26 protein-coding genes and 1 riboswitch are annotated in these 24,967 nt (G+C 58.8%); of the genes, 13 read left to right on the plus strand and 13 right to left on the minus strand.

The genetic code is table 11. The features are described 5' to 3' along the window. Together IF205_RS05160 and IF205_RS05165 are read left to right on the plus strand one after the other, a co-directional pair. The gene (locus IF205_RS05160) at positions 1-870 is read left to right on the plus strand and encodes an ABC transporter permease (protein WP_259782223.1); all 870 of its coding nucleotides are present in this window, start codon (positions 1-3) and stop codon (positions 868-870) included. Between the two features lie 3 nt (positions 871-873). Next, positions 874-1,740 carry an ABC transporter permease gene (locus IF205_RS05165; protein WP_259782224.1) on the plus strand — a complete coding sequence of 289 codons (867 nt, stop codon included), beginning with the start codon at positions 874-876 and terminating at the stop codon, positions 1,738-1,740. 7 nt (positions 1,741-1,747) lie between these two features. Here the strand turns inward: IF205_RS05165 and rnhB are convergent, their stop codons facing one another. Together rnhB and IF205_RS05175 are read right to left on the minus strand one after the other, a co-directional pair. Beyond that, complete coding sequence (gene rnhB, locus IF205_RS05170; protein WP_259782225.1) at positions 1,748-2,356, minus strand: ribonuclease HII; 609 nt, start codon at positions 2,354-2,356, stop codon at positions 1,748-1,750. A gap of 10 nt (positions 2,357-2,366) precedes the next feature. Next, complete coding sequence (locus IF205_RS05175) at positions 2,367-3,737, minus strand: cation:proton antiporter (RefSeq protein ID WP_259782226.1); 1,371 nt, start codon at positions 3,735-3,737, stop codon at positions 2,367-2,369. A gap of 126 nt (positions 3,738-3,863) precedes the next feature. Here IF205_RS05175 and IF205_RS05180 point away from each other — a divergent pair, with 126 nt between their 5' ends. Next, entirely contained in the window at positions 3,864-4,346 is a 483-nt protein-coding gene (locus IF205_RS05180; protein ID WP_259782227.1) for a cupin domain-containing protein, read from the plus strand. Here IF205_RS05180 and IF205_RS05185 read toward each other — a convergent pair. The 8 genes from IF205_RS05185 to IF205_RS05220 form a co-directional block, all read right to left on the minus strand. Continuing rightward, entirely contained in the window at positions 4,328-5,431 is a 1,104-nt protein-coding gene (locus tag IF205_RS05185) for a PA0069 family radical SAM protein (RefSeq protein WP_259782228.1), read from the minus strand. The genes IF205_RS05180 and IF205_RS05185 overlap by 19 nt on opposite strands. Before the next feature lie 139 nt (positions 5,432-5,570). Next, entirely contained in the window at positions 5,571-6,038 is a 468-nt protein-coding gene (gene queF, locus IF205_RS05190; protein WP_259782229.1) for a preQ(1) synthase, read from the minus strand. 37 nt (positions 6,039-6,075) lie between these two features. Next, entirely contained in the window at positions 6,076-6,819 is a 744-nt protein-coding gene (gene queE / locus IF205_RS05195; RefSeq protein ID WP_259782230.1) for a 7-carboxy-7-deazaguanine synthase QueE, read from the minus strand. Next, positions 6,816-7,172 carry a 6-carboxytetrahydropterin synthase QueD gene (gene queD, locus IF205_RS05200; protein WP_259782231.1) on the minus strand — a complete coding sequence of 119 codons (357 nt, stop codon included), beginning with the start codon at positions 7,170-7,172 and terminating at the stop codon, positions 6,816-6,818. The genes queE and queD overlap by 4 nt, the downstream gene beginning before the upstream one ends. After that, positions 7,172-7,882: a 7-cyano-7-deazaguanine synthase QueC gene (queC, locus tag IF205_RS05205; RefSeq protein WP_259782232.1), complete on the minus strand. Its 711-nt coding sequence runs from the start codon at positions 7,880-7,882 to the stop codon at positions 7,172-7,174. Before queC ends, queD begins: the two co-directional genes overlap by 1 nt. A gap of 99 nt (positions 7,883-7,981) precedes the next feature. Beyond that, positions 7,982-8,767, minus strand: a complete 786-nt coding sequence (locus tag IF205_RS05210) for a substrate-binding periplasmic protein (RefSeq protein WP_259782233.1) — start codon at positions 8,765-8,767, stop codon at positions 7,982-7,984. 61 nt (positions 8,768-8,828) lie between these two features. Next, a complete protein-coding gene (moaB, locus tag IF205_RS05215) occupies positions 8,829-9,359 on the minus strand; it encodes a molybdenum cofactor biosynthesis protein B (RefSeq protein WP_259782234.1) in 531 nt (176 codons plus the stop codon). Positions 9,360-9,431: 72 nt separating this feature from the next. Further along, on the minus strand, positions 9,432-11,300 hold the full coding sequence (locus IF205_RS05220; RefSeq protein WP_259782235.1) for a lytic transglycosylase domain-containing protein: 1,869 nt from the start codon (positions 11,298-11,300) through the stop codon (positions 9,432-9,434). Between the two features lie 204 nt (positions 11,301-11,504). Here IF205_RS05220 and IF205_RS05225 point away from each other — a divergent pair, with 204 nt between their 5' ends. Then, positions 11,505-12,041 carry a PAS domain-containing protein gene (locus tag IF205_RS05225; protein WP_259782236.1) on the plus strand — a complete coding sequence of 179 codons (537 nt, stop codon included), beginning with the start codon at positions 11,505-11,507 and terminating at the stop codon, positions 12,039-12,041. Positions 12,042-12,047: 6 nt separating this feature from the next. Here the strand turns inward: IF205_RS05225 and IF205_RS05230 are convergent, their stop codons facing one another. Further along, complete coding sequence (locus IF205_RS05230) at positions 12,048-12,911, minus strand: uracil-DNA glycosylase (RefSeq protein ID WP_259782237.1); 864 nt, start codon at positions 12,909-12,911, stop codon at positions 12,048-12,050. A gap of 108 nt (positions 12,912-13,019) precedes the next feature. Between IF205_RS05230 and IF205_RS05235 the strand changes: the two genes are divergently transcribed. From IF205_RS05235 to tenA, 9 genes are all read left to right on the plus strand, one after another. Next, positions 13,020-14,675 (plus strand): electron transfer flavoprotein-ubiquinone oxidoreductase, encoded by a 1,656-nt coding sequence (locus IF205_RS05235; RefSeq protein ID WP_259782238.1) that lies wholly within the window; start codon positions 13,020-13,022, stop codon positions 14,673-14,675. A gap of 97 nt (positions 14,676-14,772) precedes the next feature. Next, positions 14,773-14,893: riboswitch (TPP riboswitch) on the plus strand. A gap of 79 nt (positions 14,894-14,972) precedes the next feature. Further along, a complete protein-coding gene (locus IF205_RS05240; RefSeq protein ID WP_259782239.1) occupies positions 14,973-15,692 on the plus strand; it encodes a hydroxyethylthiazole kinase in 720 nt (239 codons plus the stop codon). Further along, positions 15,689-16,366 (plus strand): thiamine phosphate synthase, encoded by a 678-nt coding sequence (gene thiE, locus IF205_RS05245; protein ID WP_259782240.1) that lies wholly within the window; start codon positions 15,689-15,691, stop codon positions 16,364-16,366. The genes IF205_RS05240 and thiE overlap by 4 nt, the downstream gene beginning before the upstream one ends. Further along, positions 16,363-17,169: a bifunctional hydroxymethylpyrimidine kinase/phosphomethylpyrimidine kinase gene (gene thiD, locus IF205_RS05250; RefSeq protein WP_259782241.1), complete on the plus strand. Its 807-nt coding sequence runs from the start codon at positions 16,363-16,365 to the stop codon at positions 17,167-17,169. Before thiE ends, thiD begins: the two co-directional genes overlap by 4 nt. 13 nt (positions 17,170-17,182) lie before the next feature. Continuing rightward, positions 17,183-18,259 carry a TRAP transporter substrate-binding protein gene (locus IF205_RS05255; RefSeq protein WP_259782242.1) on the plus strand — a complete coding sequence of 359 codons (1,077 nt, stop codon included), beginning with the start codon at positions 17,183-17,185 and terminating at the stop codon, positions 18,257-18,259. A gap of 4 nt (positions 18,260-18,263) precedes the next feature. Next, positions 18,264-19,010, plus strand: a complete 747-nt coding sequence (locus tag IF205_RS05260; RefSeq protein ID WP_259782243.1) for an ABC transporter ATP-binding protein — start codon at positions 18,264-18,266, stop codon at positions 19,008-19,010. After that, on the plus strand, positions 19,007-19,762 hold the full coding sequence (locus IF205_RS05265; RefSeq protein ID WP_259782244.1) for an ABC transporter permease: 756 nt from the start codon (positions 19,007-19,009) through the stop codon (positions 19,760-19,762). The genes IF205_RS05260 and IF205_RS05265 overlap by 4 nt, the downstream gene beginning before the upstream one ends. Continuing rightward, positions 19,759-20,712: an ABC transporter substrate-binding protein gene (locus IF205_RS05270; protein WP_259782245.1), complete on the plus strand. Its 954-nt coding sequence runs from the start codon at positions 19,759-19,761 to the stop codon at positions 20,710-20,712. Before IF205_RS05265 ends, IF205_RS05270 begins: the two co-directional genes overlap by 4 nt. Continuing rightward, entirely contained in the window at positions 20,712-21,380 is a 669-nt protein-coding gene (tenA, locus tag IF205_RS05275) for a thiaminase II (RefSeq protein ID WP_259782246.1), read from the plus strand. The genes IF205_RS05270 and tenA overlap by 1 nt, the downstream gene beginning before the upstream one ends. 3 nt (positions 21,381-21,383) lie before the next feature. Here tenA and IF205_RS05280 read toward each other — a convergent pair whose 3' ends face one another. Next, complete coding sequence (locus tag IF205_RS05280) at positions 21,384-21,860, minus strand: DUF302 domain-containing protein (RefSeq protein ID WP_259782247.1); 477 nt, start codon at positions 21,858-21,860, stop codon at positions 21,384-21,386. Between the two features lie 168 nt (positions 21,861-22,028). Further along, positions 22,029-24,950 (minus strand): aminomethyl-transferring glycine dehydrogenase, encoded by a 2,922-nt coding sequence (gene gcvP, locus IF205_RS05285; protein WP_446007712.1) that lies wholly within the window; start codon positions 24,948-24,950, stop codon positions 22,029-22,031. Positions 24,951-24,967: the final 17 nt, after the last annotated feature.

The following is a 24,967-nucleotide window of genomic DNA, read 5'->3' on the forward strand; positions in this document are numbered from 1 at the left end:
ATGGATAAACGCTCTGCCTCACGGTTGACGGTGATCCTGCTGATGGCCCCCCTGGTCGTCTGGCTCGCCGCCTTCATCATTCTGCCCCATGTGGACATGTTCATGTTGTCCCTGCGGGAGAAAGTCGCCCCGCGCGTCTATACGACAAGCTTTGCAAACTATGGAGAATTCTTCGGGGAGCCGCTTTACTGGATCACGTTGGCCCGCACGACGATCATGTCTGTTGCGGCGACGGTCCTGACGCTGTTGATCGGCTTTCCCATTGCCTATTACATCGCCAAGATCGCGCGTGGTAAAACCAAGAATGTCCTGTTCCTTTTCTGCCTGTTGCCCTTCTGGGTCAGTGAGCTGGTCCGGACCTTCGGCTGGATGATCCTGCTGCGCGAGACCGGGATTATTTCCAATGTCCTGCAGTGGCTGGGCCTCGTCGATGGCCCGGTGGAGATGCTCTACAACGATGTCACCGTCATGGTCGGGCTGGTCTATACCTCCATGCTGTTCATGGTGGTGCCGCTGGTCAGCACACTGGACAGTCTGGACGACAGCTATATCGAGGCGGGTTATGACCTGGGCGGCAATGGTTTCACCGTGATGCGTGAGGTTGTTATCCCCCACGCAATGCCGGGGATTGTTTCGGGCTGTATTGTGGTCTTCATGCTGACACTAGGGAACTATCTGACGCCGATCCTGTTGGGCGGTAAAGACAGCCTGTGGTTCACCGGCCAGATCTATACCCAGTTCATCACCCGCTTTAACTGGGAGTTGGGTGCGGCCTTCGGCTTCCTGTTGCTGGCTGTGTCTTCGATCATGGTATGGGCGGGGCTGAAGCTGAGCCGTCAGACCCTGAGCAGCACTTTGGCGGAGGGTTGATCCATGATTCCATCCATTCCCCAACCGAAATCCGCACGCGTCGCCTATGGCATCTATGTGGCGATGTTCTTCGTCTATCTGATCGCGCCGCTGGTGGTCGTCGGGACGTTTGCTTTCAACGATTCCCTTTTTCCCTCACTGCCCTGGGAGGGCTTCACCTGGGACTGGTTCTTCAACGATACAGAACCGCGTCTGGGGCTGTTTCATGACCGCAGCCTGCTCGGCGGTGTGGGCGTGTCCCTGTTTGTTGCATTCTGGGTGACGCTGTTATCGGTCTGTGTGGGCACTACCAATGCCTTCCTTTTCGAGCGCCATAATTTCCCGATGAAAAGTTTCTTTTTCATCCTGATGTTGATGCCGCTGGTCATTCCCGGTGTGATCCTGGGGATCTCGATCCTGGTGTTCAGCAACACAATCGCCAACGGAACGGAAGACCTGTTTGGTCTGGACCTGGAGTTCTTGCGGCCCGGCCTGTTCCTGGTGGTGATGGGGCAGTTTTCCTTCATCACAACCATCGCGACCCTGGTGATTTCCGCAAGGCTGCGCAAATTCGACCTGTCGCTGGAAGAGGCGGCGCTCAACCTGGGGGCAACAAAATGGGGCGCAGTGCGGACCATCACCCTGCCGTTCCTGAAACCGGCGATGATCGGATCGGCGGTTGTGGCTTTCCTGATGTCGTTCGAGAACTTCAACACGACCCTGATGCTGGTCGGGTCCGATGCGCCGTTGACGATCACTATGTATGACCGTTTGAAGGAAGGGTCGACACCGGTTCTGAATGCGGTGTCGCTGATGCTGATGCTGGGTTCCGGCCTGCTGGCGCTGATCAGTGTGCTGGCTCAGCGCGACAAGGGAATCAAGGACGGCTAGGCCGTTGTCACTCCGCCAGGAGCTTTGCAATCGGTGCGAAGCTCCTGCGGTGGTGAATGGTGACCCCGTGGCCTGCCAGTCCTGCCTGATGGGCCTTGGTGCCGTATCCGGCATTTCGTTCCCAGGCATAATGGGGGAATTCCTGCGCAAGTTCCGCCATCATCCTGTCCCGCGTGACTTTCGCAAGGATCGAGGCTGCGGCGATACTGAGGCTGCGGCTGTCGCCCTTGACGACCGTTTCCAATGGCATTGCCAGATCAGGCCTGCGGTTGCCGTCGACCAGAACGGCGGCAGGCGTGACGGACAAGCCTTCGACGGCGCGTTTCATCGCCAGCATGGTTGCGGCAAGGATATTGTGCTCGTCGATTTCCTCAACCGTTGCCTCTGCGATACAGAAGGCTTCGGCGTTCTGTTTGATCGGTTCAAACAGGGCTTCCCGCTTTTTATCGGACAGTTTTTTGGAATCATCCAGTTGCGCCGCAAGGTCGGCGGGGAAAGTCTCCCGGTCCAGGATTACCGCGCAGGTAACCACCGGCCCCGCCCAGGGGCCGCGGCCCACCTCGTCGACGCCGGCGACCGGCCCGACGTAATTCTGCTCCAGGGAAAAATCAGGCATTTTCTTGCTACTATTCTGCGGCTTCTTTCTTCTTTCCGCGGCTGGCCTTGCGGGCGTTGATCTCGGCCACCCTTTTGTCGGAATGGTTTCTGACGCGGTCCATATGACGCTGGGACCAACTGCTGGCACCCAGCAGGACGCGGTAGACCATGAGCGAGAATTCCCGTGTGATCGTCCATTCCTTCCAATACAGGAATTTCAGGGTGTTGCGGAAACCTTGAACCTTGAGGCCCTTACGGGTCAGTCGTTTGGCCGCATCGGTATAGATCGGACTGGTGATCAATGACAAGACCGTCACGACCACGATCAGGCGGTATATTTCCGAATCGATCACCTTGGCGTCCTCTGCCGCCGCGCCCAGTACGAAAGAGAATTCCCCCAACTGTCCCAGGACCAGACTGACCGTGAAGGCGCGGACCCATTGCTCTCCCTGAATTTTCAGGATAGCTGCGTTGAGGGCGGTTTTGAATACGGTGACGAACAGCCATAGCGCCAGAACGATACCCAGATTGTCGAAGAAGAAACCGAAGTCGATCAGCAACCCGATGGACAGGAAGAAGACCATCATCAGGATGCTTTGTACCGGTCCGGCGTTATCGTGGATCAGTTTGCGTTGGGCGCTGTTGCCGCCGATCAGGCCCGCAAGGAAGGCCCCGAATGCGGGTGACAGGCCGATCAACCCTGCGAAGCTTGCCAGTGCGAAACACCAGGCAAGGGCGGCCAGCGGCTCCAGATCGCCACGCCCTTCCAGCAGGTGGTGGAAGGGCAGGTTGATCCGCTTTTTTCGTGTTAGATAGAGGATGAGGGCAACCAATATGCCGACGGACAAGGCGACTTCGGCCAATACGGACAGGTCGAATTCCTCGCCCGTCAGGCCGGTCACGATCACCAGCATCGGCGCGACGGCCAGGTCCTGCGCAATCAGTATGCCGACCGTGATCCGGCCGACACGGGTGCGCAATTCGCCCAGTCCTTCAAGGACTTTCACGGCGACGGCGGTACTGGAAAGCGCCAGGCAGAAACCGAAAAGGACGGCATATTCCATCGGCCAGCCAAACAGCCGGGACAGGGTGATAACGGCAATTGTACTGCCGCCGATCTGGGCAAGGGTGGCGACGATTGCCAGCTTCCAGATGACGCGGAAACTGCGCAATGACAGTTCCATGCCGACGAAATACAGCAGGAGGATGACGCCCAGTTCCGCGAGCAGGGAGATATATTCACGGTTCTCGACAAAGCCCAGGCCACTAGGCCCCAGAATGATCCCGGCCAGGATATAGCCGATGATGGCGGGCTGTTTGTAGCGGACCATGAAAATGCCGCAGAGCGTCGCGGCCACGGCGACGATGGCGATCCCGGTGAGTTCAGTTGCTCCGTGCATGGTTACTGTTTCAAATTGTCCGTTGGGGTACTATGTTAGGGGCGAAATAATGCCAATGCCATATGTATCGACAATATGGCAACAATAGTAAGGCCAATAAGGCAAAACTGGGACAGGATAATGAAAATGAAGGAATTTCCGTCCGTATTGAATGCGTTGGACGTGAAAGCAACAACAGGATCGGGCTATCCAGGTGAGTTGAGCAGGATTTGCGACGGTCGGGAAAAGCGGCGTCTGGGCGACCTTCTGGGCCTGAGCCAGTTTGGTGTGAACCTGACGACATTACAGCCGGGCAGTGGTTCCTCCCAGCGGCATTGGCACGAAGAGGAAGACGAATTTATCTATGTCGTCTCAGGTGTGCTGACCCTGATCAACGATGAGGGGGAGCATGAACTGACCGCCGGTATGGTGGCCGGTTTTCCGGCGGGGCATTCTGACGCCCATCACCTGGTGAATAATTCCGGCGAAGCGGCCTCATATCTGGAAATCGGCACCCGATCCCTCAACGAGGTCGCCCATTATCCGGATGTGGATTTGAAGGCGGTGAAAGAAAACGGCGCGCTTCAGTTCCTCCACAAGGATGGTTCCACCTACAGCAAAGACATCTGATCGCCGACCTGGGGCGGCACGGTGAACTGGCTGCAATCCAGTTGCCAGTGCCGCTGGTCGAGGCCGAGGCGTTTGCGTGCAAGGCGGAAACGCTGCTTGATCATATCCGCATAGACACCGCTGCCGGTCATGCGTTTGCCCCAGAAACTGCGATAGCGTTTCCCTTCGCGGCACTCTTCGATCAGGGACAAAACCCGGTCCTTGCGGTCCGGCGCATAGGCGTCGAGCCACTCACAGAAAAGATCGTCGATTTCCCGCGGCAGGCGCAGCAGGACATAACCTGCACTCAATGCGCCGGCCCGTGTTACCGCCTGCAGGATGGCCTCGATCTCATGATCGTTGATGGCCGGGATGATCGGGGCCACAAGCGTTGTCACGGGCACACCCGCCTTTGACAGCTCATGGATCGCCTCCAGCCGTTTGGACGGGGTGCAGGCCCGCGGTTCCAGACGGTTGGCCAGTTTCCGGTCCAATGTCGTCACCGACACCGCAACGGAGGCCAGACCCTGTTTTGCCATCGGCGCGATAATGTCCAGGTCTCTCAGGACAAGATCGGATTTCGTGATGATGGAGAAGGGGTGTTTGAATTCCGCCAGGACTTCAAGGATGCGCCGGGTCAGTTGCTGGTCCCGTTCCACTGGCTGGTAAGGGTCGGTATTGGCGCCAAGGGCGATCGGACCGGGCTTGTAGCCCTTCTTTGATAGCTCTTTCGCCAGGATTTCCGGGGCGTCCGGCTTGTGGAACAGCTTGCTTTCAAAATCCAACCCGGCGGACAGGCCCCAATACGCGTGACTGGGACGGGCAAAACAATAGACACAGCCATGTTCGCATCCCCGATAGGGATTGATGGACCGGTCAAAGGGAACATCCGGCGACTGGTTGTAGGTGATGACCTTCTTGCTGGTATCAACAGATAGTGTCGTGCGCAGCTTGGGCCGTTCCGTCTCCCCAGTCAGGGAACGCCAGCCATCATCGATGGCGACGCGGTCCTGACGCTCAAAACGCCCAACCCGGTTGCTGATGCTCCCCCGCCCCTTGATGGGGAGGTTCGGCAATTGGTCATATGCTGTTTCTGTCCCGTACATAGCGGGCTCATACTGAGATCAAAAATAGAACAAATCAAGAAGAAAAGATCAAAATGAGAACAAACGACGGCGCTTGGATAACGAAAAGCCCGGAATCCTGCGGACCCGGGCCTTGTTCTTTTGTTCTCTTTTCGCGCGGTTAGCCGCGACCGCGATAGCCCGCGACACTTTGTTCGGGAATCCAGACGCCCTCGGGGGCGGGGCCGGTCTGGTAGAAGACGTCGATGGGGATACCGCCGCGCGGATACCAGTAACCGCCAATACGCAGCCATTGCGGTTCCAGCAGGTCCACAAGGCGTTTGGCGATGGAAACCGTGCAATCCTCGTGAAAGGCCCCGTGGTTGCGGAAGGACGCCAGGAACAGCTTCAGCGATTTGCTTTCCACCAGCCAGTCGCCCGGCACGTAGTCGATCACCAGATGGGCGAAGTCGGGCTGGCCGGTGATCGGGCAGAGTGAGGTAAATTCCGGCGCGGTGAAACGCACGCAATAGCCGGTGTCCTTCTGCGGGTTCGGTACCTTTTCCAACACTGCCTCTTCCGGGCTTTTGGGCTGTACCGTCGCGCCACCCAACTGGGTCAGATTGGCGTAGATATTTTCTTCGGTCATTCTTGTCTCTCCTCAGGGGACGTGGGCGCTTTCCGCGTCATACGCCGGACTTGCCGCCCCAGATCATCACATGCAATTGCGGCAATACGGTCGCGTTGAACCAGCGATCCTCGACGACCTTGTCGACCAGCCAGCGCATCCGGTCCATGATGCCCGCCATGTCGGGGTCCTGATCCGCATTCACGCCCCACCCCAGATGGGGCGTGTGGTTGCAGGGCTGCAGATAGAGCGGCAGGTCGGGATAACGTGCGCCAACCTGTTTGGCATAGGCGTAATCCGCGTCGTCAAAGATCACGATCTTCATGGACACACGGGTGTCGGGCCCGGCTGCTGCCACGCTGGCGTCCAGCTTGTCCCAATCCGTTTCCATATAGCTGGACGGCGGTTTGGGGCTGAGCGTCAAAACGTCGAGATCGGCAAACCACGGACGATGAATGGAGCCCTGTGTCTCAATGGCAAAGCGATAGCCCTTGGCCTTGCCCAAAGTGATCAGATCGCCCAGCGGCGGGATCGCCGGATTGCCGCCGGACAGCGTCACCATCAGCGGCTCGCCGCCGGACAGTTTTTCGATCTCCGCAAAAATCTCTTCCGCTGTCATGGACTGCCAGTCGAAACGATAACGTGAACCTACGGCATAGGGCGTGTCGCACCAGTCGCAGCGATAATCGCATCCCGCCGTGCGCACGAAGACTGTCGGTTGGCCGATCAGGGCGCCCTCGCCCTGGATGGTCGGGCCGAAAATCTCGCTGATGCGGATTTTTGGGATGCGCTTGGTCGTCATGGACGATACTCCGCCCAGGTCTTGGGCGTCTCGCTGATCCGCACGGCGCTGGTTTCCGGCCATATGGCCTTGCACCAGTCGTAGAGATGTTTCGCCATCAGTTCTGCCGTGACCTGGTCGTCACCCAGAACGTCGTTCAGATGGCGATGGTCCAGCTCGTCATCAATATAGGACTTGAGCGGGCCTAGTTCACGATAGTCCCGCACAAAGCCCACGTGGTTCAGCGCTTCCGATTCCAGTTCCACCACGACTATATAGTTATGGCCGTGCAGGCGTGCACAGGGGTGATCCTCCGGCAATCCCTTGAGCTGGTGGGATGCGGAGAAGTGAAATTCCTTTGATATGCGGAACATTACCCTAGTCCATGTTCCGTGGCGCGCGCCACTGCTGCCTGCCAGTAATCCGGGTCGGCATAGACGGTCGGGTCTTCGACACCGGCCAGATGGAAGGCCTCCCGCCGTTCCACGCAGGTGCCGCAGCGCCCGCAGTGATGCTCCCCGCCCTTGTAGCAGGACCAGGTCTCTGCGAAGGGTACGTTATGCTTCGCGCCTTCGGTCACGATATCCGCCTTTGGGATCGTCACGAATGGCGTGTAGAGCTTCACATCCGCATAGCCGTCCAGCGCCTGACGCTGCATGGCCTCAAAGCTTTCGGTGAAGGCCGGGCGGCAGTCCGGATAGATGAAATGGTCTCCGCCATGGACGGCGGCGGCCACGGCGTCGGCCTGCTGGGCCGCGGCAATACCAAAGGCCACCGCCAGCATGATTGCATTGCGGTTAGGCACCACAGTGATCTTCATATTCTCTTCGGCATAATGGCCGTCGGGAACGTCCACGTCATCGGTGAGTGCCGAACCACTTAGCAAAGCGCCGACAGCACGCAGATCGACCAGGTCATGGGGCACACTCAAATTTTCCGCAGCAAGGCGGGCGTAATCCACTTCCTTCTTGTGGCGTTGGCCGTAATCGAAAGAGACGAGACGGGTCAATTCCGCCTCATGGGCCACTTTATAGGCCAAGGTGACGGAATCCAGTCCGCCGGAACAGATAACAATCGTTTTCATTACACGTCCTTGTTTTAACCGGGTAGGCTGCGACCGGGGTCCGTTGATCCGGACCAGTGACGGGGGCTATATCAGCTTTTTCTGGGAAAGGAAAGTTTTCTATCGGATTGCCGGTCGATCGACATATTGAGCGATAATCCGGTCAAAGCTGCCGTCTTCTGCCATTGCCATCAGGGCGTTTTCCAAAGTTTGCCGCTTGTCCTGCAATGCGGATTTCCGGGATACCGTAATATAGGAAATCTTGCCCGGCGCCATGAAGCTCGCCTTCTTGCGTACAAGCCGGTTGAGACGCAGCAGATAATCCCCCAGCAGTTCCGGGGCGATGACTGCGGCGTTTGCGCGTCCTTTGAGCGCCTTCAGTGCGGTGCGATAGTCGTTGAAAAAGTATTTCTGGATGCGTTTGTCCGTGTCGAAGGGATCGAAATATTTCGCGGCGTTCAACACAAAGACCCAGCGGTCCAGCAGGTCGTCGTATGTCGTGATATCCGGGGCATTCGGGAGTATATAGAACGCCTTTGTCTCCTCTGGCAGTTCCGCCATCAGATAGGTCATATAGGCCTCGCGTTCCGGGGTTCTGTTCGGGCCCAGCATGATATCCGCCCGGCCGATCTCCATCAGTTTCAGGGCCCTGGCAAAGGGAACTTCGACGAATTTGATCGGCATCTGCGCCCGTGAGGCGGCTTCTTTTATGATGTCGATATAGATGCCGGCATAGATCGTTTTGCCCGCAGAACTTTCTATGATGCGATAGGGAGGCGCGGAATTTACAACGATTTTATAAGGTTGTGCCGCGTCCTGCGCGCAGGCGGTATATGCCCACAAGAGGGCAGTGGCAGCAAAAGCTGCGGAAAATGAGACAAATCGGATTGCTGCCTGCAAATTCATAAGTGCAGCATATCAGGCATAGGTAGAAATTTCTGTAACAAACTACTGGGTTTGCTAATTTCTATTTTTCCAGCAGGCGTGGCATCAGTTCCACGAAATTGCAGGGGCGGTGACGGAAGTCCAATTGGCTGCGCAGGATTTCGTCCCAGCCGTCTTTGCAGGCCCCGGTGCTGCCGGGCAGCGCGAAGAGATAGGTGCCATTGGCGACACCGGCAGTGGCGCGGCTCTGAATGGTGGAGGTGCCGATCTTCGGCAGGCTGATCCAGCGGAACATTTCGCCAAAGCCCGGGATTTCCTTTTCGCAGACCTGGGTGAAGGCTTCCGGCGTGACGTCGCGCCCGGTGACCCCGGTGCCGCCTGTGGTGATTACAACATCAACGTTCGGGTCGGCGATCCAGTCCTTCAGGATTGCCGTAATTTCTGTCGCATCGTCTTTGATGATTTTTCGGTCCGCCAGAATATGGCCGTCCCCTTCGAGGCGCTGTACCAAGGTATCGCCGGAACGGTCGTCATCAAAGGTTCTGGTGTCGGACACCGTGAGGACTGCAATCCGGACCGGCTTGAAGGGGCGGGTTTCATCTATGGGCATCATCGGCCTCGTGGCGTTTGGTGAGCGTTGACGTCTTATATAGGTGGACTGCCGGTGAAAGGGAATTGAGGCCCGTCAATTTGTGACGTTGGTTCCGCTTTCGGCAAAGCGGTTGTCGTCCAGATTGACATAGCTGGGCCAGTATCCGGCCAACAGCGCATCCATGGAAGGCGTGGGTTGCCCCAGGCGGCTGCGGTAGATCCACAGGTTGCTGACCACATGCTCAATGAAAAGCCGCGTTTCCCGCGAGGGCAGGCTTTCGATAAACAGAAGCGGGTCATCCTGATAATCGACCTTGGCCATCCATTTCTGGAGATTGCCCGGCCCGCCGTTATAGGCGGCGGTCAGGGTGAACAGGTTGTCACCGCTGATTTTGTCACCCAGGAGGTAGGAGACATATTTCTGTCCCAAGGCCAGATTGGTCGCCGGATCATAGAGTTTTTCCCGGTTCTTGCCACGGAAGGGCGTCCCGGCGATATAGCCTGCGGTTGCGGGCATCAACTGCATCAGGCCACGGGCGCCGACGCGGCTGCGGGCGCGTGGGCGGAAGCGGGATTCCTGCCGCACGAAGGCAAAGATCAGGGCCTTGTCCAGTTTGAATCCGTCTTTCGGCTCCCAGCCGGGCAGCGGGTAGACCGCCGTGTCCAGGCGGCGGCCTTCACGGCGTTCCAGGTCCGCGCCCAGGCGATAGGCGAGGTCGGCCAGTCCGGCGGCATCGGTGAAGGCCAGCATGGCATTGCTGAGCGAGGGCGGAAGTTCTCCGACAAAGCGGCGCAGTTCGGTTTCGGCCCGGCTCGTCTGGCCTGCCTGGATCAGGGCGATGGCGCGCTGGGCGGCAGGAATGCGCAGCAGGAAGTCAGACTCCAGCGCGCTCAGCGTCGGGCCGTTCCAGTTGAAATCCGGTTTGTTGCCAAGGCCGTGATTGGCCAGCAGGCCGTAGAAGCTGCGGCGATAGCGGGCGGCTTTCTCAAGGGCCGGGTTCACCTTGTCAGGCTGGCCGCCAACCAGATAGGCGCGGGCAGCCCAGAAAGCCGCCGCAGCGCGTTTATTGCCATCGGCATAAGGCAGGTCCGCCAATGCCGAAAAATAGCGTGCCGCAAGGTCGTAACGTTTGGCACGCCATGCGGCCAGACCACCCCACCAACGGGCGTCTTCCGCGGTTTTGGCCGACGTCTTGATGGCCTGTGCCACCACGTCCAACGCTTCCTGGTCCTTGTGATAGCGGTAGTAGCCGCGTGCGATCACGCCCAGGCTTTCCGCGTAGGTCACTTTGTCAAAAAGGCGCTTGTATTTTGGCTTGCTCAACCGTTCCAGGGAGATAGTCACGCTGCCGCGCTGCACCAGCCGGCGGACAATCCGCTGTTCTTTGGCAATTGCGCGCCGCTGCGCCTTGGAGCGGTAGGGTTTTTTTGGGCGCAGCCGCTTCTGGATGACGGGCGTTTCCGGACTTTCCTCCGACGTGATATCGGGCAGGTCCACGCCACGCGGGCGTTTGGGATATTTGTAGTTATGGGGACGCCGTTTGATCGCCAGTTCGTAGATGCGTTTCGCACCCGGATGATCCGCGTATTTATCCATCCACTTTTTCAGTTCCACATATTTGGACCGATAGGCGGTTGGATGCATATAACGCTGGAACAGGACATGCCCCATCAGGACGTCGTCGGAGAGTTGTTTGATCAGGCGGTCTGCGGCACGCAACTTGCCGTCTTTCTGAAGGTCGAAGATCCGGGCATAGCGATCGGCGTCGGCCTTTGACAGAAGGGTCGGCAGCGGGGTCTGGTCATGAACAAGGTTGTCGGGTTCCTGGCCGACAGGTGGCAGGGCGGCGGTATCGCCGTCGGAGGCATGCGCAACAGAACCTGCCGGGACCGCAAGAAGGGCAGTCGCCAGAAAGGCTGCACGAAACGTCTTCAGCGTCTTGTTCAAGAAATGCTGATCCACCAAACACCTTGCGGGGCGACTTCTCGTCCCGACCCCCTGAAGTTCTCTCAACGTCCGGCAGGCATTTGATCCGACGTGGTAAGTGGCGGAACAAATGGCCGAAAACGTACCGTTGTTACCATATTATTAAACAATTGCCACTATTGTTTTCCCCTGGGGGAGGTCCGCAGATACCAATGGCAGAAGGATGACCGGGGGGCGGATATGAACCAGGATATAGTTGAGTTAACACCCGCCTTACCAACACCGTACGACGGTTCGTTGCGTAAGCTGCTGGCAATATGGTCGCGCTTCCAGGGGCCGGATAGACCGGTTCCGCGTAAGTCGGAAGTCGTGCCGTTTCCGATTGCGCATTATCTGTCGAAAGTCTGGCTATACAGATATCTGCCCCGCCAACAGGATTTTGAATGCCGGGTGGTGGGAGACGATGTGCTGAAAGCCTGGCAAATCCACATGGGGCAGGGCGACCGGCTCAGCGACGTTCAGAATGGCCTCTATTTTGAAACGCTCTATCCCCGTTGGCACAGGGTTGTGACCGTGCCCTGCATCATGCATGCCTTTTGTGAAGGCAGTGATCATGCAAAACAGGCGGAACGGCTGGCCCTGCCTCTGGCGGATGACGATGGCACGTCCTGCTATATCCTGGGGGTTACCCAATATACAGACTATTCGGATAATCTGGTACCGGTGGACCCCAGTGCGGATGTCGTCCGTTTTCATAGGATCAAGGGCGCTGCCTGACGGCGGTTATTCGAGGCCCAGCTCTTCCATTTTACGCTTCAGGCTCAACAGATCCCGCCAGACAAGGCGCTTATGTTCCGGATTGCGCAACAGATAGGCCGGGTGGAAAATCGCCATGGCTGGCACGGCCTGATCCATATGGTCGGTCTTGTAGTCCTTCCATTTACCGCGCAGGCGCGTGATGCCCTCTGATGTGTCGAGGAAGGTTTTGCCGGACCGTCCGCCGACGAAAATAAGGACTTTCGGGTTTACCAGTTCGATATGCCGTTCAAGGAAGGGCAGGCAGGTTGCCACTTCGCCGTCGGTTGGTGTGCGGTTGCCCGGCGGGCGCCAGTACAGCGCATTGGTGATGTAGAATTTTGACCGGTCCAGTCCGATGAAAGACAGCATCCGGTCCAGCAGTTGTCCGCTGACGCCGACAAAGGGTTTGCCTTGGCGGTCCTCGTCCTGGCCGGGGGCTTCACCGATAAACATGATGTCGGCATTTTCATTACCGTCACCGAAAACGGTGTTGCTGGCGGTCTGTTTCAGGGCACAGCCTTCAAATTTTTCGACGGCCTCGCGCAGTTCTGCAAGGCTGTTGCAGGCGCGTGCCAGTTTCCGGCTTTCCGCAGCGGCTTCTGCCGCCCCCAAGGGGGCGTTGGCAGACAGACCCGGCCGGGCGGCGGCCGGCTGCGGGCGCGATGCGCCTTGTGCCGCGGAAACTGCGGCCTGCGCTGCGTTTCGGCGTTCTTCGGCCTGGCGTTCCACCAAGGCATAGCGGTCGACGCCGGTCTCGGCCAGGCATTCGTCTGCGCCCATGGCAATTTGCCATTGTAAGGCAGCCAGCATTGCGTCGCTGTCGGTCATGTTGCTGTCGTGTTGAATCATAACTTACCCCGCAAGAGTGGCTATTTTAGCAGATAACTCTTGGAACCCAAGGCGTGTTTCATATAAGAACAACGCCGGATCAGGACTTTTTTTGTTTGGGAGAGCAAAATGACAGGGGAAGCGGTGGAACGCGAGTCCATGGAATATGACGTCGTCATCGTCGGCGCCGGTCCGTCCGGCCTGAGCGCGGCGATCAGACTGAAACAGTTGGAACAGGAAACAGGCAAGGAGATTTCCGTCTGTGTCCTGGAGAAAGGCGCTGAAGTCGGCGCGCATATCTTGTCCGGCGCGGTGATTGAGCCGCGGGCATTGAACGAACTTATTCCGGATTGGAAGGAAAAGGGTGCGCCGCTGGATACCCCGGCGAAGGAAGACCACATCCTTTTCATGACGGAAAGCAAATCCTTCCGTCTGCCGACGCCGCCGCAGATGCATAACAAGGGTAACTATATCATTTCCCTTGGCAACTTCTGCCGTTGGCTGGGTGATCAGGCCGAAGCCATGGGCGTTGAGATCTACCCGGGCTTTGCCGCCGCCGAAGTCCTCTATCACGAAGACGGTTCCGTCAAAGGTGTCGCCACGGGGGATATGGGGATCACCAAATCCGGTGAACACGGTCCTATGTACCAGCCGGGCATGGAACTGCATGCCAAGCAGACCATCTTCTCCGAAGGCTGTCGCGGCCATCTGGGCAAGATGCTGGAGCAGAAATTCGGCCTGCGTAGCGAAGACAATTTCCAGACCTACGGGATTGGCATCAAGGAATTGTGGGAAATTGACCCGGAGAAATCCGAACCGGGCAAGATCATCCACACCACCGGTTGGCCGATGCCGTCCGATACCTATGGCGGGTCCTTCCTCTACCATATGGAAGGCAACCTGGTTTCGATCGGCTTCGTGGTCGCCCTGGATTATTCCAATCCCTATATGTCGCCGTATCAGGAATTCCAGCGCTACAAGCATCATCCGGCGATCAAGAAATATCTGGAAGGTGGCCGACGCATTTCCTATGGCGCGCGCGCCATTAACGAAGGCGGGTTCCAGTCCATTCCGAAGCTGACCTTCCCGGGCGGTATGTTCATCGGCTGTGAGGCCGGTTTCCTGAACGTGCCGAAGATCAAAGGCACCCATACCTCGATGAAGTCCGGCATGACGGCGGCGGAAGCCACCTTTGCCGCGCTGACAGGTGAGGGCGAGGCACCGCGCGAGATTGCGGCCTATCCGGAGCAGCTCAAGAAAACCTGGCTGTGGGATGAGCTTTATTCCGTCCGTAACGTGCGCCCGTCCTTCAAATGGGGCTTCTGGGGTGGCTTTATCTACAGCGCTATCGACACGGTTTTGTTCCGTGGCAAGGCACCCTGGACGATCAAGCATCACGGGCCGGATCACAAAAGCCTCAAGAAAAAGTCGGAATGCAAGCCGATCGACTATCCGAAGCCGGATGGTGTGATCAGCTTTGACCGCCTGACCAACGTCTCCTTCTCGGGCACGAACCATGAGGAAGACCAGCCCTGCCACCTGACGCTGAAAGACGACAGCGTGCCGGTGAAGGTGAATCTGGCCGAATACGATGGGCCGGAAGCGCGCTTCTGCCCGGCGGGCGTCTATGAGTTCATCGACGATGAAGAAGGCGGTGGCAAGAAACTGCAGATCAACGCACAGAACTGCGTTCACTGTAAGACTTGCGACATCAAGGACCCGACCCAGAATATCAACTGGGTTGTCCCGCAGGGTGGCGAAGGCCCGACCTACCCGAATATGTAATCCTTTCATGGGATTAAGCGAGGCCGTGGCGGTTTTTCCTCCACGGCCTTTTCTTTTTCGCGCTTGCACGCAAAGGGCGATCTTATTATGGTCGCCGCAGTACTCAACGGGGTGCCGGTCTTTCCAATCCATGGGGAGATGGCTGAGAGGCGATGGGCGCCAACCCGTAGAACCTGATCCGGCTAGGACCGGCGTAGGGATTTGAGATGCGGGACAAACGACAGACATATCCAAAAATTGAATATGTGACAGCATCCGCCCAGACCCTTCGTCGGCTGACGAGGGAGATATGGCGCGATGACCGATTGGCCGTCTAGAACCGCAGCCGCCTTAGAGAAAATTCGAAAGTTCCGCCCGCGCGTGCACTGCCTGACCAATGCGGTCGCGCCGGAGCTGACAGCCAATATGCTGCTTGCCATCGGGGCACAGCCCTCGGTGACCTGGAACCATACGGAAATTGCTGATTTCATCGCTAGCAGTCAGGCGCTTCTGGTCAATCTGGGCACCTTGACCGAGGACCGGAAGAAATCCATCGACATTGCGGTGAACGAGGCCGCGCGTGTCGGCATGCCCTGGGTTCTGGACCCGGTCAAGGTGCATCGCAGTCCCCGGCGTCTGGACTTCGCGCACAACCTGCTGGCCCAGGAGCCGTCGATTATTCGATGCAATGCGGATGAGGCCGCTGCCTTGGGGGAGACCCCCGCGATCAAGGTCATTACCGGCGCAATCGACCGGATAGAACAAGGGGATTGTGTGGTGGAAATCGCCAATGGCAATCCGCTGATGGATCGGGTGACGGCCATGGGCTGTGCCGGGTCTGCGGTGATCACCACATTTGCGGCCGTGCTGGATGATCCATTTGAGGCGGCGGTTTGCGGCCTGTTGGCGGTCAATGTGGCGGGGGATATTGCGGCCAGTCGGGCCGAAGGACCCGGCAGTTTCAAACCCCAGTTTCTGGATGCGTTGTTCAATCTGGATGCGAGGACCCTGGCGGCCCGCGCAAAGGTGACGGCATGAGCAAAATTCCCTTCGATCCCCGCCTCTACCTGGTTCTTGGGCCGGAAAACTGCCCGGAGGGGGATGTTGTCTCGACTGCGGTTGAGGCGGTGCGGGGCGGTGTGACGCTGGTCCAATACCGCAACAAGCATGGCAACACCCGGCGCATGATAGATGACGTTCGTGCGCTGAAACGGGGATTGGCTCCCTATGAGGTGCCCGTTTTGGTCAATGACCGGCTTGATGTTGCCCTGGCGGCAGGGGCGGACGGTATTCATGTGGGCCAGTCGGATATGCCGGTGGAGACGGCCCGGCGACTGCTGGGGCCCGACAAGATCATCGGTCTGACCATCAAGGCCCGCGCCCATCTGCTACAGGCCCCGGTGGATGTGCTGGACTATTGGAGTATTGGTGGTGTCTTCCCTACGCGTACCAAAAACAATCCCGATGCGCCGGTCGGCGCGGATGGTCTGGCGGATCTGGTGGCCATCGCACGGGCGCGCAGTGACATGCCGATCACCGCGATTGCGGGCATTACCCTTGAAAATCTGAGTGAAGTCTGGGCGGCAGGGATCAACGGCATTGCTGTTGTCTCCTCAATTTGCGCGGCCCCGGACAAACGGATGGCGGCGGAACGGTTTCGCCTGGCGGTGGACGGATTGTCTACGGGATCACGAGTGGAGGAAGCAGGATGACAACACCCATAGCCCTGACAATTGCCGGGTCGGACAGTGGCGGCGGTGCCGGAATTCAGGCGGATTTGAAGGCTTTCTCTGCCCTGGGTGTTTACGGGGCCTCTGTCCTGACCGCATTGACGGCGCAGAATACGCGTGAGGTGCGCGCCATTCACGATGTCCCGTCCGGCTTTATCCGCGCACAGATTGAAACCGTGTTTGACGATCTGGCGGTCGGTGCGGTGAAGATCGGCATGTTGAGCCAGCCTGAGGTTATCGAAACCGTCGCCGACTGTCTGTCGGAACATCCGGACGTGCCGGTTGTCCTGGACCCGGTCATGGTTGCGAAAAGCGGAGACAATTTGCTGCAGGATGAGGCGGTCGAAGCCTTGAAGACACGACTGCTGCCACTGGCGGCTGTGGTGACGCCCAATCTGCCGGAGGCTGCTGTTCTGCTGGGGCGGGATATGACGGGCGAGGCGGATGCAATGCAGGCCGCCGGTGGGGCGCTTCTGGCCATGGGGTGTCGGGCGGTGCTGATGAAAGGTGGTCATGCGGAGGGCGATGTCTGCACGGATATTCTGGTTTCCGGTGATGGCGTAAATTTCCTCACCAGCGAGCGTGTTCATACAAAGAACACTCACGGGACGGGCTGCACCCTGTCGGCGGCCATAGCGGCGGGACTGGCAAGGAAGCTGCCACTGGTGGACGCCGTGACGCAGGCGCATGCCTATCTGCAGGAAGCGATCCGGCAGGCGGACCTGCTGACTGTCGGGGGCGGGCACGGCCCGGTCCATCATTTTCATTCTTTCTGGTCAAAGTGAAAGAGGCCGCATCATGACATTTTCACGTCGTAAATTCCTGTCGGCATCGGCTGCCGGTGCCGTGGCCGCGACAGCAAGTTTCAGTGCGCCTGCCGTCGCCAAAGGGATCGCCGAATGGCGTATGGTAACCAGTTGGCCGAAAAACTCGCCGGGGCCGGGCATGACCGCGCAACGGCTGGCCGACCGCATCACCGCGATGAGTGACGGTCGCCTGAAAGTGACCCTCTACGCGGCAGGCGAATTGGTTCCTGCCCTTGAGGTTTTCGATGCGGTTGCCGCCGGAAATGCGGAAATGGCCCATACGGCGTCACTCTTCTGGCAGGGCAAGATGAAGGCCTCTTTCTTCTATACCTCCGTGCCATTTGGTCTGACTTCGGAAGAACATTGCGCCTGGGTCTATCATGGCGGTGGACAGGCTCTGTGGGATGAGCTTTACGCGCCATTCGGCATCAAACCCTATATGGCGGGCAATACCGGCATGCAGATGGGGGGCTGGTTCAAGACCGAAATCAGGTCGCTTGATGATCTGAAGGGGATCAGGCAACGGGTGGTCGGCGTCGGCGGTGAGATCATGCGGCGCATGGGCGTTTCGCCGGTGGTGCTGGCCCCCGGTGATATCTTCGGAGCCCTGCAGAGCGGCCTTGTGGATGCGGCGGAATTCCTCGGCCCCTGGACCGATACGGCCTTCGGGTTTTACAAGGTCGCGCCCTATTACTATTGGCCCGGTTTCAACAAGCCCAACGGGACCGGCGAGGCGCTGGTCAACAGGGCCGCACTGGATGGCCTGCCTGCCGACCTGAAGGCGGTGGTCGAGAATGCGGTACAGGCGGAAAACGCCTATGCCCTGGCTGAAAGCGATTGGGAAAATGCCCGCGCCCTGCAGGCCCTGTCCCAGAAACATGGTGTGAAGCTGCGCGCCTTCCCGGAAGATGTCCTCGCGGAGGCCCGGCGGATCACCCCGCAGGTGCTGGACGACCGTCTGGCCGATGACGAGTTGGGGCGTCGTATCCTGACCTCTTATCGGGAGGCGGTCGATCTGTGCCGCGACTGGGGCAAGGTCGGGCGTCAGGCCTTCCTGCGCGTGCGTTAGTGTCATGCCGCGATCTCACCCCACGCCGCATCTGCTGCCGACCGTCGGGCTGGATGATCTGTCCCTGACACTGGGAAATATTCGGCTTTTCGACGGATTGTCGCTGGCTTTGCCGGAGCAGCAGTGGACGGCGTTGTTGGGGGCGAGCGGCGTTGGCAAAAGTACAATCCTGAAACTGTTGGCAGGTCTGGTGAAACCTGACAGCGGGGCCGTGCATTGCCCGGGAGCCGTGGCCTATATGGCGCAACAGGATTTGCTTCTGCCATGGCTGAATGTTCTGGATAACGTGACCGTAGGTGTTCGCCTGCGGCAGGGCGGGGCGGCAGCAAGACGCCAGCGGGACAAGGCGATGGCGATCCTGGAGCAGGTTGGTATGGCGGATAGGGTGGGATTCGAACCCGCCGCCCTGTCCGGTGGCATGCGTCAACGCGTGGCGCTGGCCCGTACCCTGATGGAAGATTGCCCGGTGGTGCTGATGGATGAACCCTTTTCGGCGCTGGATGCGGTTACCCGGCACCGCCTGCAACGGCTGACCTTCGATCTGTTGCAGGGCCGGACGGTTGTACTTGTCACCCACGACCCCCTGGAGGCGCTGCGCCTGGGTGATGAGGTAAGGGTCTTGCAGGGTGGTGACGTGGTTTCCATTACCGACCCGATCAAACCCGAAGGCGTACCGCCACGCCGGCTGGAGGACAGCAGCGTTTCCTCCCTTTATCCGCGTCTGCTGGCGGTGCTGGAGGCAGGGTCGTGATCCGGTTGCTTCCCATTGTTGTCGGGCTGGTCGTGCTCTGGCAGGGCGTGGTCTGGGTGACAGGCGTGCCGCCCTTCATTCTGCCGGGGCCGCTGGCAGTGGCCAAGGCCCTTGGAACCCGTTGGCCGGTGCTGGTGGATCATGCGGCCGTGACTGTTCTGGAAATTATACTTGGCCTGCTGTTCGGGGCGTTACTGGGGGCGGTGTCTGCGCTGATGATGGCATCCTGGCGGCCTGCGCGACGCTGGCTGTTGCCGATCTTTGTGGTGTCTCAGTCGATACCGGTTTTTGCCCTCGCGCCAATTCTGGTGCTTTGGATGGGCTATGGCCTTCTGTCCAAGGTCGCGATGGCAGTGCTGGTCATCTATTTCCCGGTGACGGCGGCTTTTTATGACGGGTTGCGCCAGACGGAGACCGGCTGGCTGGATATGGCGCGTGTGATGGGGGCAAGCCCCGCGCGTATCCTGTGGCATATACGTGTGCCGGCTGCCCTGCCGCGATTTGCGAGCGGGTTGCGGGTGGCAACCGCCGTTGCCCCGATCGGTGCGATTATCGGCGAATGGGTCGGCTCTTCCAAAGGGCTTGGTTATCTGATGCTGCATGCCAACGGACGCATGCAGGTGGACTTCATGTTTGCGGCGCTTTTCCTGCTCGCCGCGTTTTCGGTTTGTCTCTATTTCACGATGGATGCCGGGCTGCGCCGCCTGACGGCCTGGGCCGGTGTCCAAGACAGGGGAAAGGAAGAAGAATGAAACGTTATATAGCTGCACTGGCGTTGACTGCATTTGCCTGGATGCCTTCGGCGCAGGCGGCGGAAAAGGTGACGATCCTGTTGGACTGGTTCGTCAACCCGGACCACGCGACATTGGTCGTCGCCAAGGAAAAGGGGTTCTTCAAGGCAGAGGGGCTGGACGTGGATCTGGTCGCACCCGCCGATCCCAATGACCCGCCGAAACTGGTTGCTGCCGGCAAGGCGGATCTGGCGGTTTCCTATCAGCCGCAATTGCATGTCCAGGTGGCGGAGGGGCTGCCGCTGGTTCGTGTTGGCACCTTGGTGGCAACACCGCTGAATTCTCTGGTCGTTTTGAAGGATGGGCCGGTGAAATCTATCGCGGACCTGAAAGGCCGGAAGGTCGGTTTCTCCGTTGGTGGATTCGAGGACACGCTGCTTGATGCGATGCTGAAAAAGAACGGGCTTTCCATCAAAGACGTTGAACTGGTCAATGTGAACTTCTCCCTGTCGCCGTCGCTGATTGCGGGCCAGGTGGATGCGGTGATAGGTGCCTATCGCAATTTCGAATTGAACCAGATGGATATCGTCAAGGCACCGGGCCGGGCCTTCTACGTGGAAGAGGAGGGCGTTCCCTCTTATGACGAACTGATCCTGATCGCCAACAAGGACAATGCCGACAGCGAACAGGTCAAACATGTGCTGACGGCCTTGCAGAACGCCGGGACCTATCTGGTGAACCATCCGCAGGAAAGCTGGCAGGCCTTTATCAAGGCTTATCCGGAACTGGATGATGAGTTGAACCGCCGCGCCTGGGCAGACACCCTGCCGCGTTTCGCCCTTCGTCCGGCGGCGCTGGACCAGGGACGCTACAAACGGTTTGCCGATTTCATGAAGGCCAGCGGCATGATCGACAAGACCATGGATCTGAATGACTATGCGATTGACCCGTTTGCGGGGGAGAAGAAGTAATGCGGTCCGCATTTCTCGACCGCCTGAAGGCAACCTGTGCCGAAGACTGGCAGGCCTATGTTGAGCATGACTTCGTGCGTCAGCTTGGGGCAGGGACGCTGCCCCAGGCCTGTTTTCGGCATTATCTGAAGCAGGACTACCTGTTTCTGATACAGTTTGCCCGTGCCTTTGCGCTGGCAGCCTATAAGTCGGAGCGGCTGGACGATATCCGTATGGCCCATGGGGCGATGAAGGCAATCCTGGATACCGAACTGGAGCTGCATGTCGACTTCTGCCGGAAGTGGGGGATTGAACCGGGTGAGCTGGAAGACCTGCCGGAGGCAACGGCCAATATGGCCTATACCCGTTATGTCCACAGTGCGGGCATGACCGGTACAATCCTGGACCTGCACGTAGCTTTGGCGCCTTGCTTGCTGGGCTATGCAGAGATCGGGCAGCGGTTGGCAAATGATCCGGCGACGGTCCGGGATGGCAATCGCTACCAGGACTGGATCGAGATGTATTCCGGCGATGAATATCTGGAGGCGGCACAGGCCGCCGCGGATTATCTTGACCGGTTGGCAGAGGGTATTTCCGACGCAAGATTTGAGGCTCTGGCCCGAACTTTCCGGGATGCGACGCGACTGGAAATCGCCTTTTGGCAGATGGGGCTGGACCGGTCGCTTTAAGTCTCATTTCTGTAGGGAATCCTGGATGATCTTGTGAAAGATTTCATCCAGTTCCCGGGCCATGATGTCCAATTCAGCGACCTCATAGGGCGAGAAGACGGTGCTGGGGCGATGGTAGGTGAGTTTTGCCGTGCCATCCTCCTGTTCCGTCACATAAAGACGCAACGGCGCTTCGATCCCGGCGGGAATGCTGGCCTTCAACATCCGCACGGCAAAGCGGGGATGGAACACCATGATCACCCGGTTGCCGGGAATGGTCACGCCCAGTGCCTTTGCGCCGCAGGTGGCACAAGCCTCGGCAACGATGCCCATGTTATTGGCTTTGATGGCTGCCTTCAGGTCCGTCACATACTGATCGAACGGCTTGCCTGTGTTCACGGCCAGGGGCTCTGCCTGCTGGGCGTGAAGCGGGGCCGCGAAGGCAATCAATGCCAGTAACGCAAATGCGGCGCCAGGTATGAACCCCGGATTGTGACGCATGGCTCCCTCCCTGATTTTCTTTTCGAAGACGGTAGAAGGGACATCTGATCGCGTCCAGTTACTATTCTGTGAGGGACAATAAGAAAGGGCGGCAGTTTCCTGCCGCCCTTAATTCGGTCCGTTTCCGGACCACCACCTGCTGTGGGGAACAGGTGGTAACCTTGTGCGCTATTCCGCAGCTTCGTCCATATAGGCCGAAATCGGCGGGCAGGAACAAACCAGATGACGGTCGCCATAGACGTTGTCTACACGTCCGACCGGCGGCCAGAATTTGTCCTCGCGTACCGAATGCAGCGGGAAGTAGGCTTCTTCCTTGGAGTAAGGATAGGGCCAGTTTTCGCTGAGCAGCAGCTTGTGGGTATGCGGTGCGTTTTTCAGCAGGTTGTTTTCCGCATCCACCTTGCCACTTTCCACATCCGCAATTTCCTTGTGGATCTGGATCAGCGCGTCGCAGAATTTGTCCAACTCCCGCTTGGCTTCGCTTTCCGTCGGTTCGATCATCAGCGTGTCGACCACGGGGAAAGACATGGTCGGCGCGTGGTAGCCATAGTCCACCAGACGCTTGGCGACGTCTTCCACGGAAATGCCGGCCCGGTCTTTCAGGTCACGCATATCGACGATGCATTCATGCGCCACATAGCCGTTTTTACCGGAATAGAGAACCGGGAAATAGGGTTCCAGACGCTTGGCCATGTAGTTGGCGTTCAGGATCGCGATCTTGGTGGCGTCCGTCAGGCCTTCCGCACCCATCATGGCGATATATGCCCATGTGATCGGCAGGATGCTGGCGGAACCCCAGGGGGCTGCGGCAACTGCGCCGATGGTGCCTTCGTCACCCTCTGCCGGGTTCAGGCCATCGATCATGGTGTGACCGGACAGGAAGGGTGCCAGATGCGCCTTCACGCCGATCGGTCCCATGCCCGGGCCACCCCCGCCGTGGGGAATGCAGAAAGTTTTATGCAGGTTCAGGTGGCTGACGTCCGACCCGATATCGCCCGGACGGACAAGGCCGACCATGGCGTTCATATTCGCGCCGTCCATATAGACCTGGCCGCCGAATTCATGGATCGCATCGCAGATCGCACGGATTTCCTCTTCGAACACCCCGTGGGTGGACGGATAGGTGACGATCAGGGCCGCCAGGTTGTCCTTATGCTGTTCCGCCTTGGCGCGCAGGTCGGTCACATCCACGTTGCCCTTGTCGTCGCAGGCAACAACCACGACCTTCATGCCCGCCATGGCGGCACTTGCCGGGTTTGTGCCATGGGCGGAGGCCGGGATCAGGCAGATGTTACGATGCCCTTCGCCACGGGATTCGTGATATTTGCGGATCACCAGCAGACCGGCATATTCGCCCTGCGACCCAGCATTGGGCTGCAGGGAAATTGCTTCATAACCGGTGATTTCGCAAAGCGCGAATTCCAGTTCTTCAAAGAGCTGCTGATAGCCCTGCGTCTGGTCTTCCGGTGCGAACGGATGCAGGTGGCTGAAATTGCGCCATGTGATCGGAATCATTTCCGAAGTGGCGTTCAGTTTCATGGTGCAGGAACCCAGCGGGATCATGGAGCGGTTCAGGGCCACATCCTTGTCACGCAGCCAACGGATATAGCGCAGCATTTCCGTTTCGGCGTGGTAGAGGTGGAACACCGGATGTTCCATGAAGGCGCTCGTCCGGCGCAGGCCAGCCGGGATGCTGTCCGCGACGTTCTTGTCGATTGCCTTGATGTCCAGGCCGTCGGCCGCATGGGATTTGAAGACGTTCCACAGGGCGCGCAGGTCGCGGCGCTTGGTGGTTTCGTCAAAGGAGATGCCCACATGGTCGCGATCGATCACCCGCAGGTTGATGCGGGATTCGCGGGCGCGGGCCGCAATGCGATGGGCCTGGCCGCGTGCCCGGACGGTGATGGTGTCGAAGAAGTTTTCGGTTACCACTTCCACGCCCAGAGACTTCAGGCCATCCACCAGGATGGAGGTCATGCGGTTGACCTTGCGGGCGATTTTGGTCAGTCCGTCCGGACCGTGATAGACGCCATAGAAGGAGGCGATCACCGCCAGCAATACCTGTGCGGTACAGATGTTACTGGTCGCTTTTTCACGGCGGATATGCTGTTCACGGGTCTGCATCGCCATGCGCAGGGCAGGCTGGCCCTGGCTGTCGACGGAGACACCGATGATACGACCCGGCATCTGACGCTTGTAGGCATCCTTGGTCGCGAAATAGGCCGCGTGCGGACCACCGAAGCCCATCGGCACACCAAAACGCTGTGCGGAGCCGACGACGATGTCCGCACCCAGTTCACCCGGCGGGGTCAACAGGGTCAGCGCGAGCAGGTCGGCGGACACGGTGACCAGGACCTTGTCTTCATGGGCCTTGTCGATCACCGGCTTGATGTCACGGATTTCGCCGCTGGAGCCCGGATACTGGACGACTAGGCCGAAGACGTCTTCGGTCTGCAGGTCTGCTGCAAACGGGTCGCCGACAACGACATCGAAGCCCATGGAATGGGCGCGGGTCTGAACCACTTCCAGGGTCTGCGGGTGCACATCCTGGTCGACAAAGAAGGTGTTGGCCTTCTTCTTTTTGGTCACGCGATGGGACATGGCCATGGATTCGGCAACGGCCGTCGCCTCGTCCAACAGGGAGGCGTTGGCGATTTCCATGGCGGTCAGGTCGGTGATCATCTGCTGGAAGTTCAGCAGGGCTTCAAGGCGGCCCTGGCTGACTTCGGCCTGATAGGGAGTATAGGCGGTGTACCAGCCCGGATCTTCCAACACGTTGCGCAGGATAACCGGCGGCAGCACCGTGCCGTAGTAACCCATGCCGATCATGTTGATATAGACCTGGTTGCGACTGGCGATTTTACGCAGGTCGCTCAGCGTCTGGCGTTCGCTGCGTGCGCCGGGCGTGGCCAGGGGCCGGTCAGTCAGAATGCTGGCCGGGATGGTTTTGGCGATCAGGTCATCCAGATCCTTCGCGCCTACCGTTTCCAGCATCTCCTGGATTTGTTCCTTGCCCGGGCCGATATGGCGGCGAACAAAGTCATTACGCTGTTCCAGCTCTGCCAAGCTGGTACGTTCCGTCGTCATCATTACTCTCCTACCAAAGC

Origin of the sequence: Aestuariispira ectoiniformans (genome assembly GCF_025136295.1) — a bacterium.
Taxonomy (GTDB): Bacteria; Pseudomonadota; Alphaproteobacteria; order UBA8366; family Aestuariispiraceae; genus Aestuariispira_A; species Aestuariispira_A ectoiniformans.

Coding starts and splice junctions, on each gene's coding strand:
- IF205_RS05160 (WP_259782223.1), top strand. CDS start 1: ATGGATAAACGCTCTGCCTCACGGTTGACGGTGATCCTGCTGATGGCC.
- IF205_RS05165 (WP_259782224.1), top strand. CDS start 874: ATGATTCCATCCATTCCCCAACCGAAATCCGCACGCGTCGCCTATGGC.
- rnhB (WP_259782225.1), bottom strand. CDS start 2,356: ATGCCTGATTTTTCCCTGGAGCAGAATTACGTCGGGCCGGTCGCCGGC.
- IF205_RS05175 (WP_259782226.1), bottom strand. CDS start 3,737: ATGCACGGAGCAACTGAACTCACCGGGATCGCCATCGTCGCCGTGGCC.
- IF205_RS05180 (WP_259782227.1), top strand. CDS start 3,864: ATGAAGGAATTTCCGTCCGTATTGAATGCGTTGGACGTGAAAGCAACA.
- IF205_RS05185 (WP_259782228.1), bottom strand. CDS start 5,431: ATGTACGGGACAGAAACAGCATATGACCAATTGCCGAACCTCCCCATC.
- queF (WP_259782229.1), bottom strand. CDS start 6,038: ATGACCGAAGAAAATATCTACGCCAATCTGACCCAGTTGGGTGGCGCG.
- queE (WP_259782230.1), bottom strand. CDS start 6,819: ATGACGACCAAGCGCATCCCAAAAATCCGCATCAGCGAGATTTTCGGC.
- queD (WP_259782231.1), bottom strand. CDS start 7,172: ATGTTCCGCATATCAAAGGAATTTCACTTCTCCGCATCCCACCAGCTC.
- queC (WP_259782232.1), bottom strand. CDS start 7,882: ATGAAAACGATTGTTATCTGTTCCGGCGGACTGGATTCCGTCACCTTG.
- IF205_RS05210 (WP_259782233.1), bottom strand. CDS start 8,767: ATGAATTTGCAGGCAGCAATCCGATTTGTCTCATTTTCCGCAGCTTTT.
- moaB (WP_259782234.1), bottom strand. CDS start 9,359: ATGATGCCCATAGATGAAACCCGCCCCTTCAAGCCGGTCCGGATTGCA.
- IF205_RS05225 (WP_259782236.1), top strand. CDS start 11,505: ATGAACCAGGATATAGTTGAGTTAACACCCGCCTTACCAACACCGTAC.
- IF205_RS05230 (WP_259782237.1), bottom strand. CDS start 12,911: ATGATTCAACACGACAGCAACATGACCGACAGCGACGCAATGCTGGCT.
- IF205_RS05235 (WP_259782238.1), top strand. CDS start 13,020: ATGACAGGGGAAGCGGTGGAACGCGAGTCCATGGAATATGACGTCGTC.
- IF205_RS05240 (WP_259782239.1), top strand. CDS start 14,973: ATGACCGATTGGCCGTCTAGAACCGCAGCCGCCTTAGAGAAAATTCGA.
- thiE (WP_259782240.1), top strand. CDS start 15,689: ATGAGCAAAATTCCCTTCGATCCCCGCCTCTACCTGGTTCTTGGGCCG.
- thiD (WP_259782241.1), top strand. CDS start 16,363: ATGACAACACCCATAGCCCTGACAATTGCCGGGTCGGACAGTGGCGGC.
- IF205_RS05255 (WP_259782242.1), top strand. CDS start 17,183: ATGACATTTTCACGTCGTAAATTCCTGTCGGCATCGGCTGCCGGTGCC.
- IF205_RS05260 (WP_259782243.1), top strand. CDS start 18,264: ATGCCGCGATCTCACCCCACGCCGCATCTGCTGCCGACCGTCGGGCTG.
- IF205_RS05270 (WP_259782245.1), top strand. CDS start 19,759: ATGAAACGTTATATAGCTGCACTGGCGTTGACTGCATTTGCCTGGATG.
- tenA (WP_259782246.1), top strand. CDS start 20,712: ATGCGGTCCGCATTTCTCGACCGCCTGAAGGCAACCTGTGCCGAAGAC.
- IF205_RS05280 (WP_259782247.1), bottom strand. CDS start 21,860: ATGCGTCACAATCCGGGGTTCATACCTGGCGCCGCATTTGCGTTACTG.
- gcvP (WP_446007712.1), bottom strand. CDS start 24,950: ATGATGACGACGGAACGTACCAGCTTGGCAGAGCTGGAACAGCGTAAT.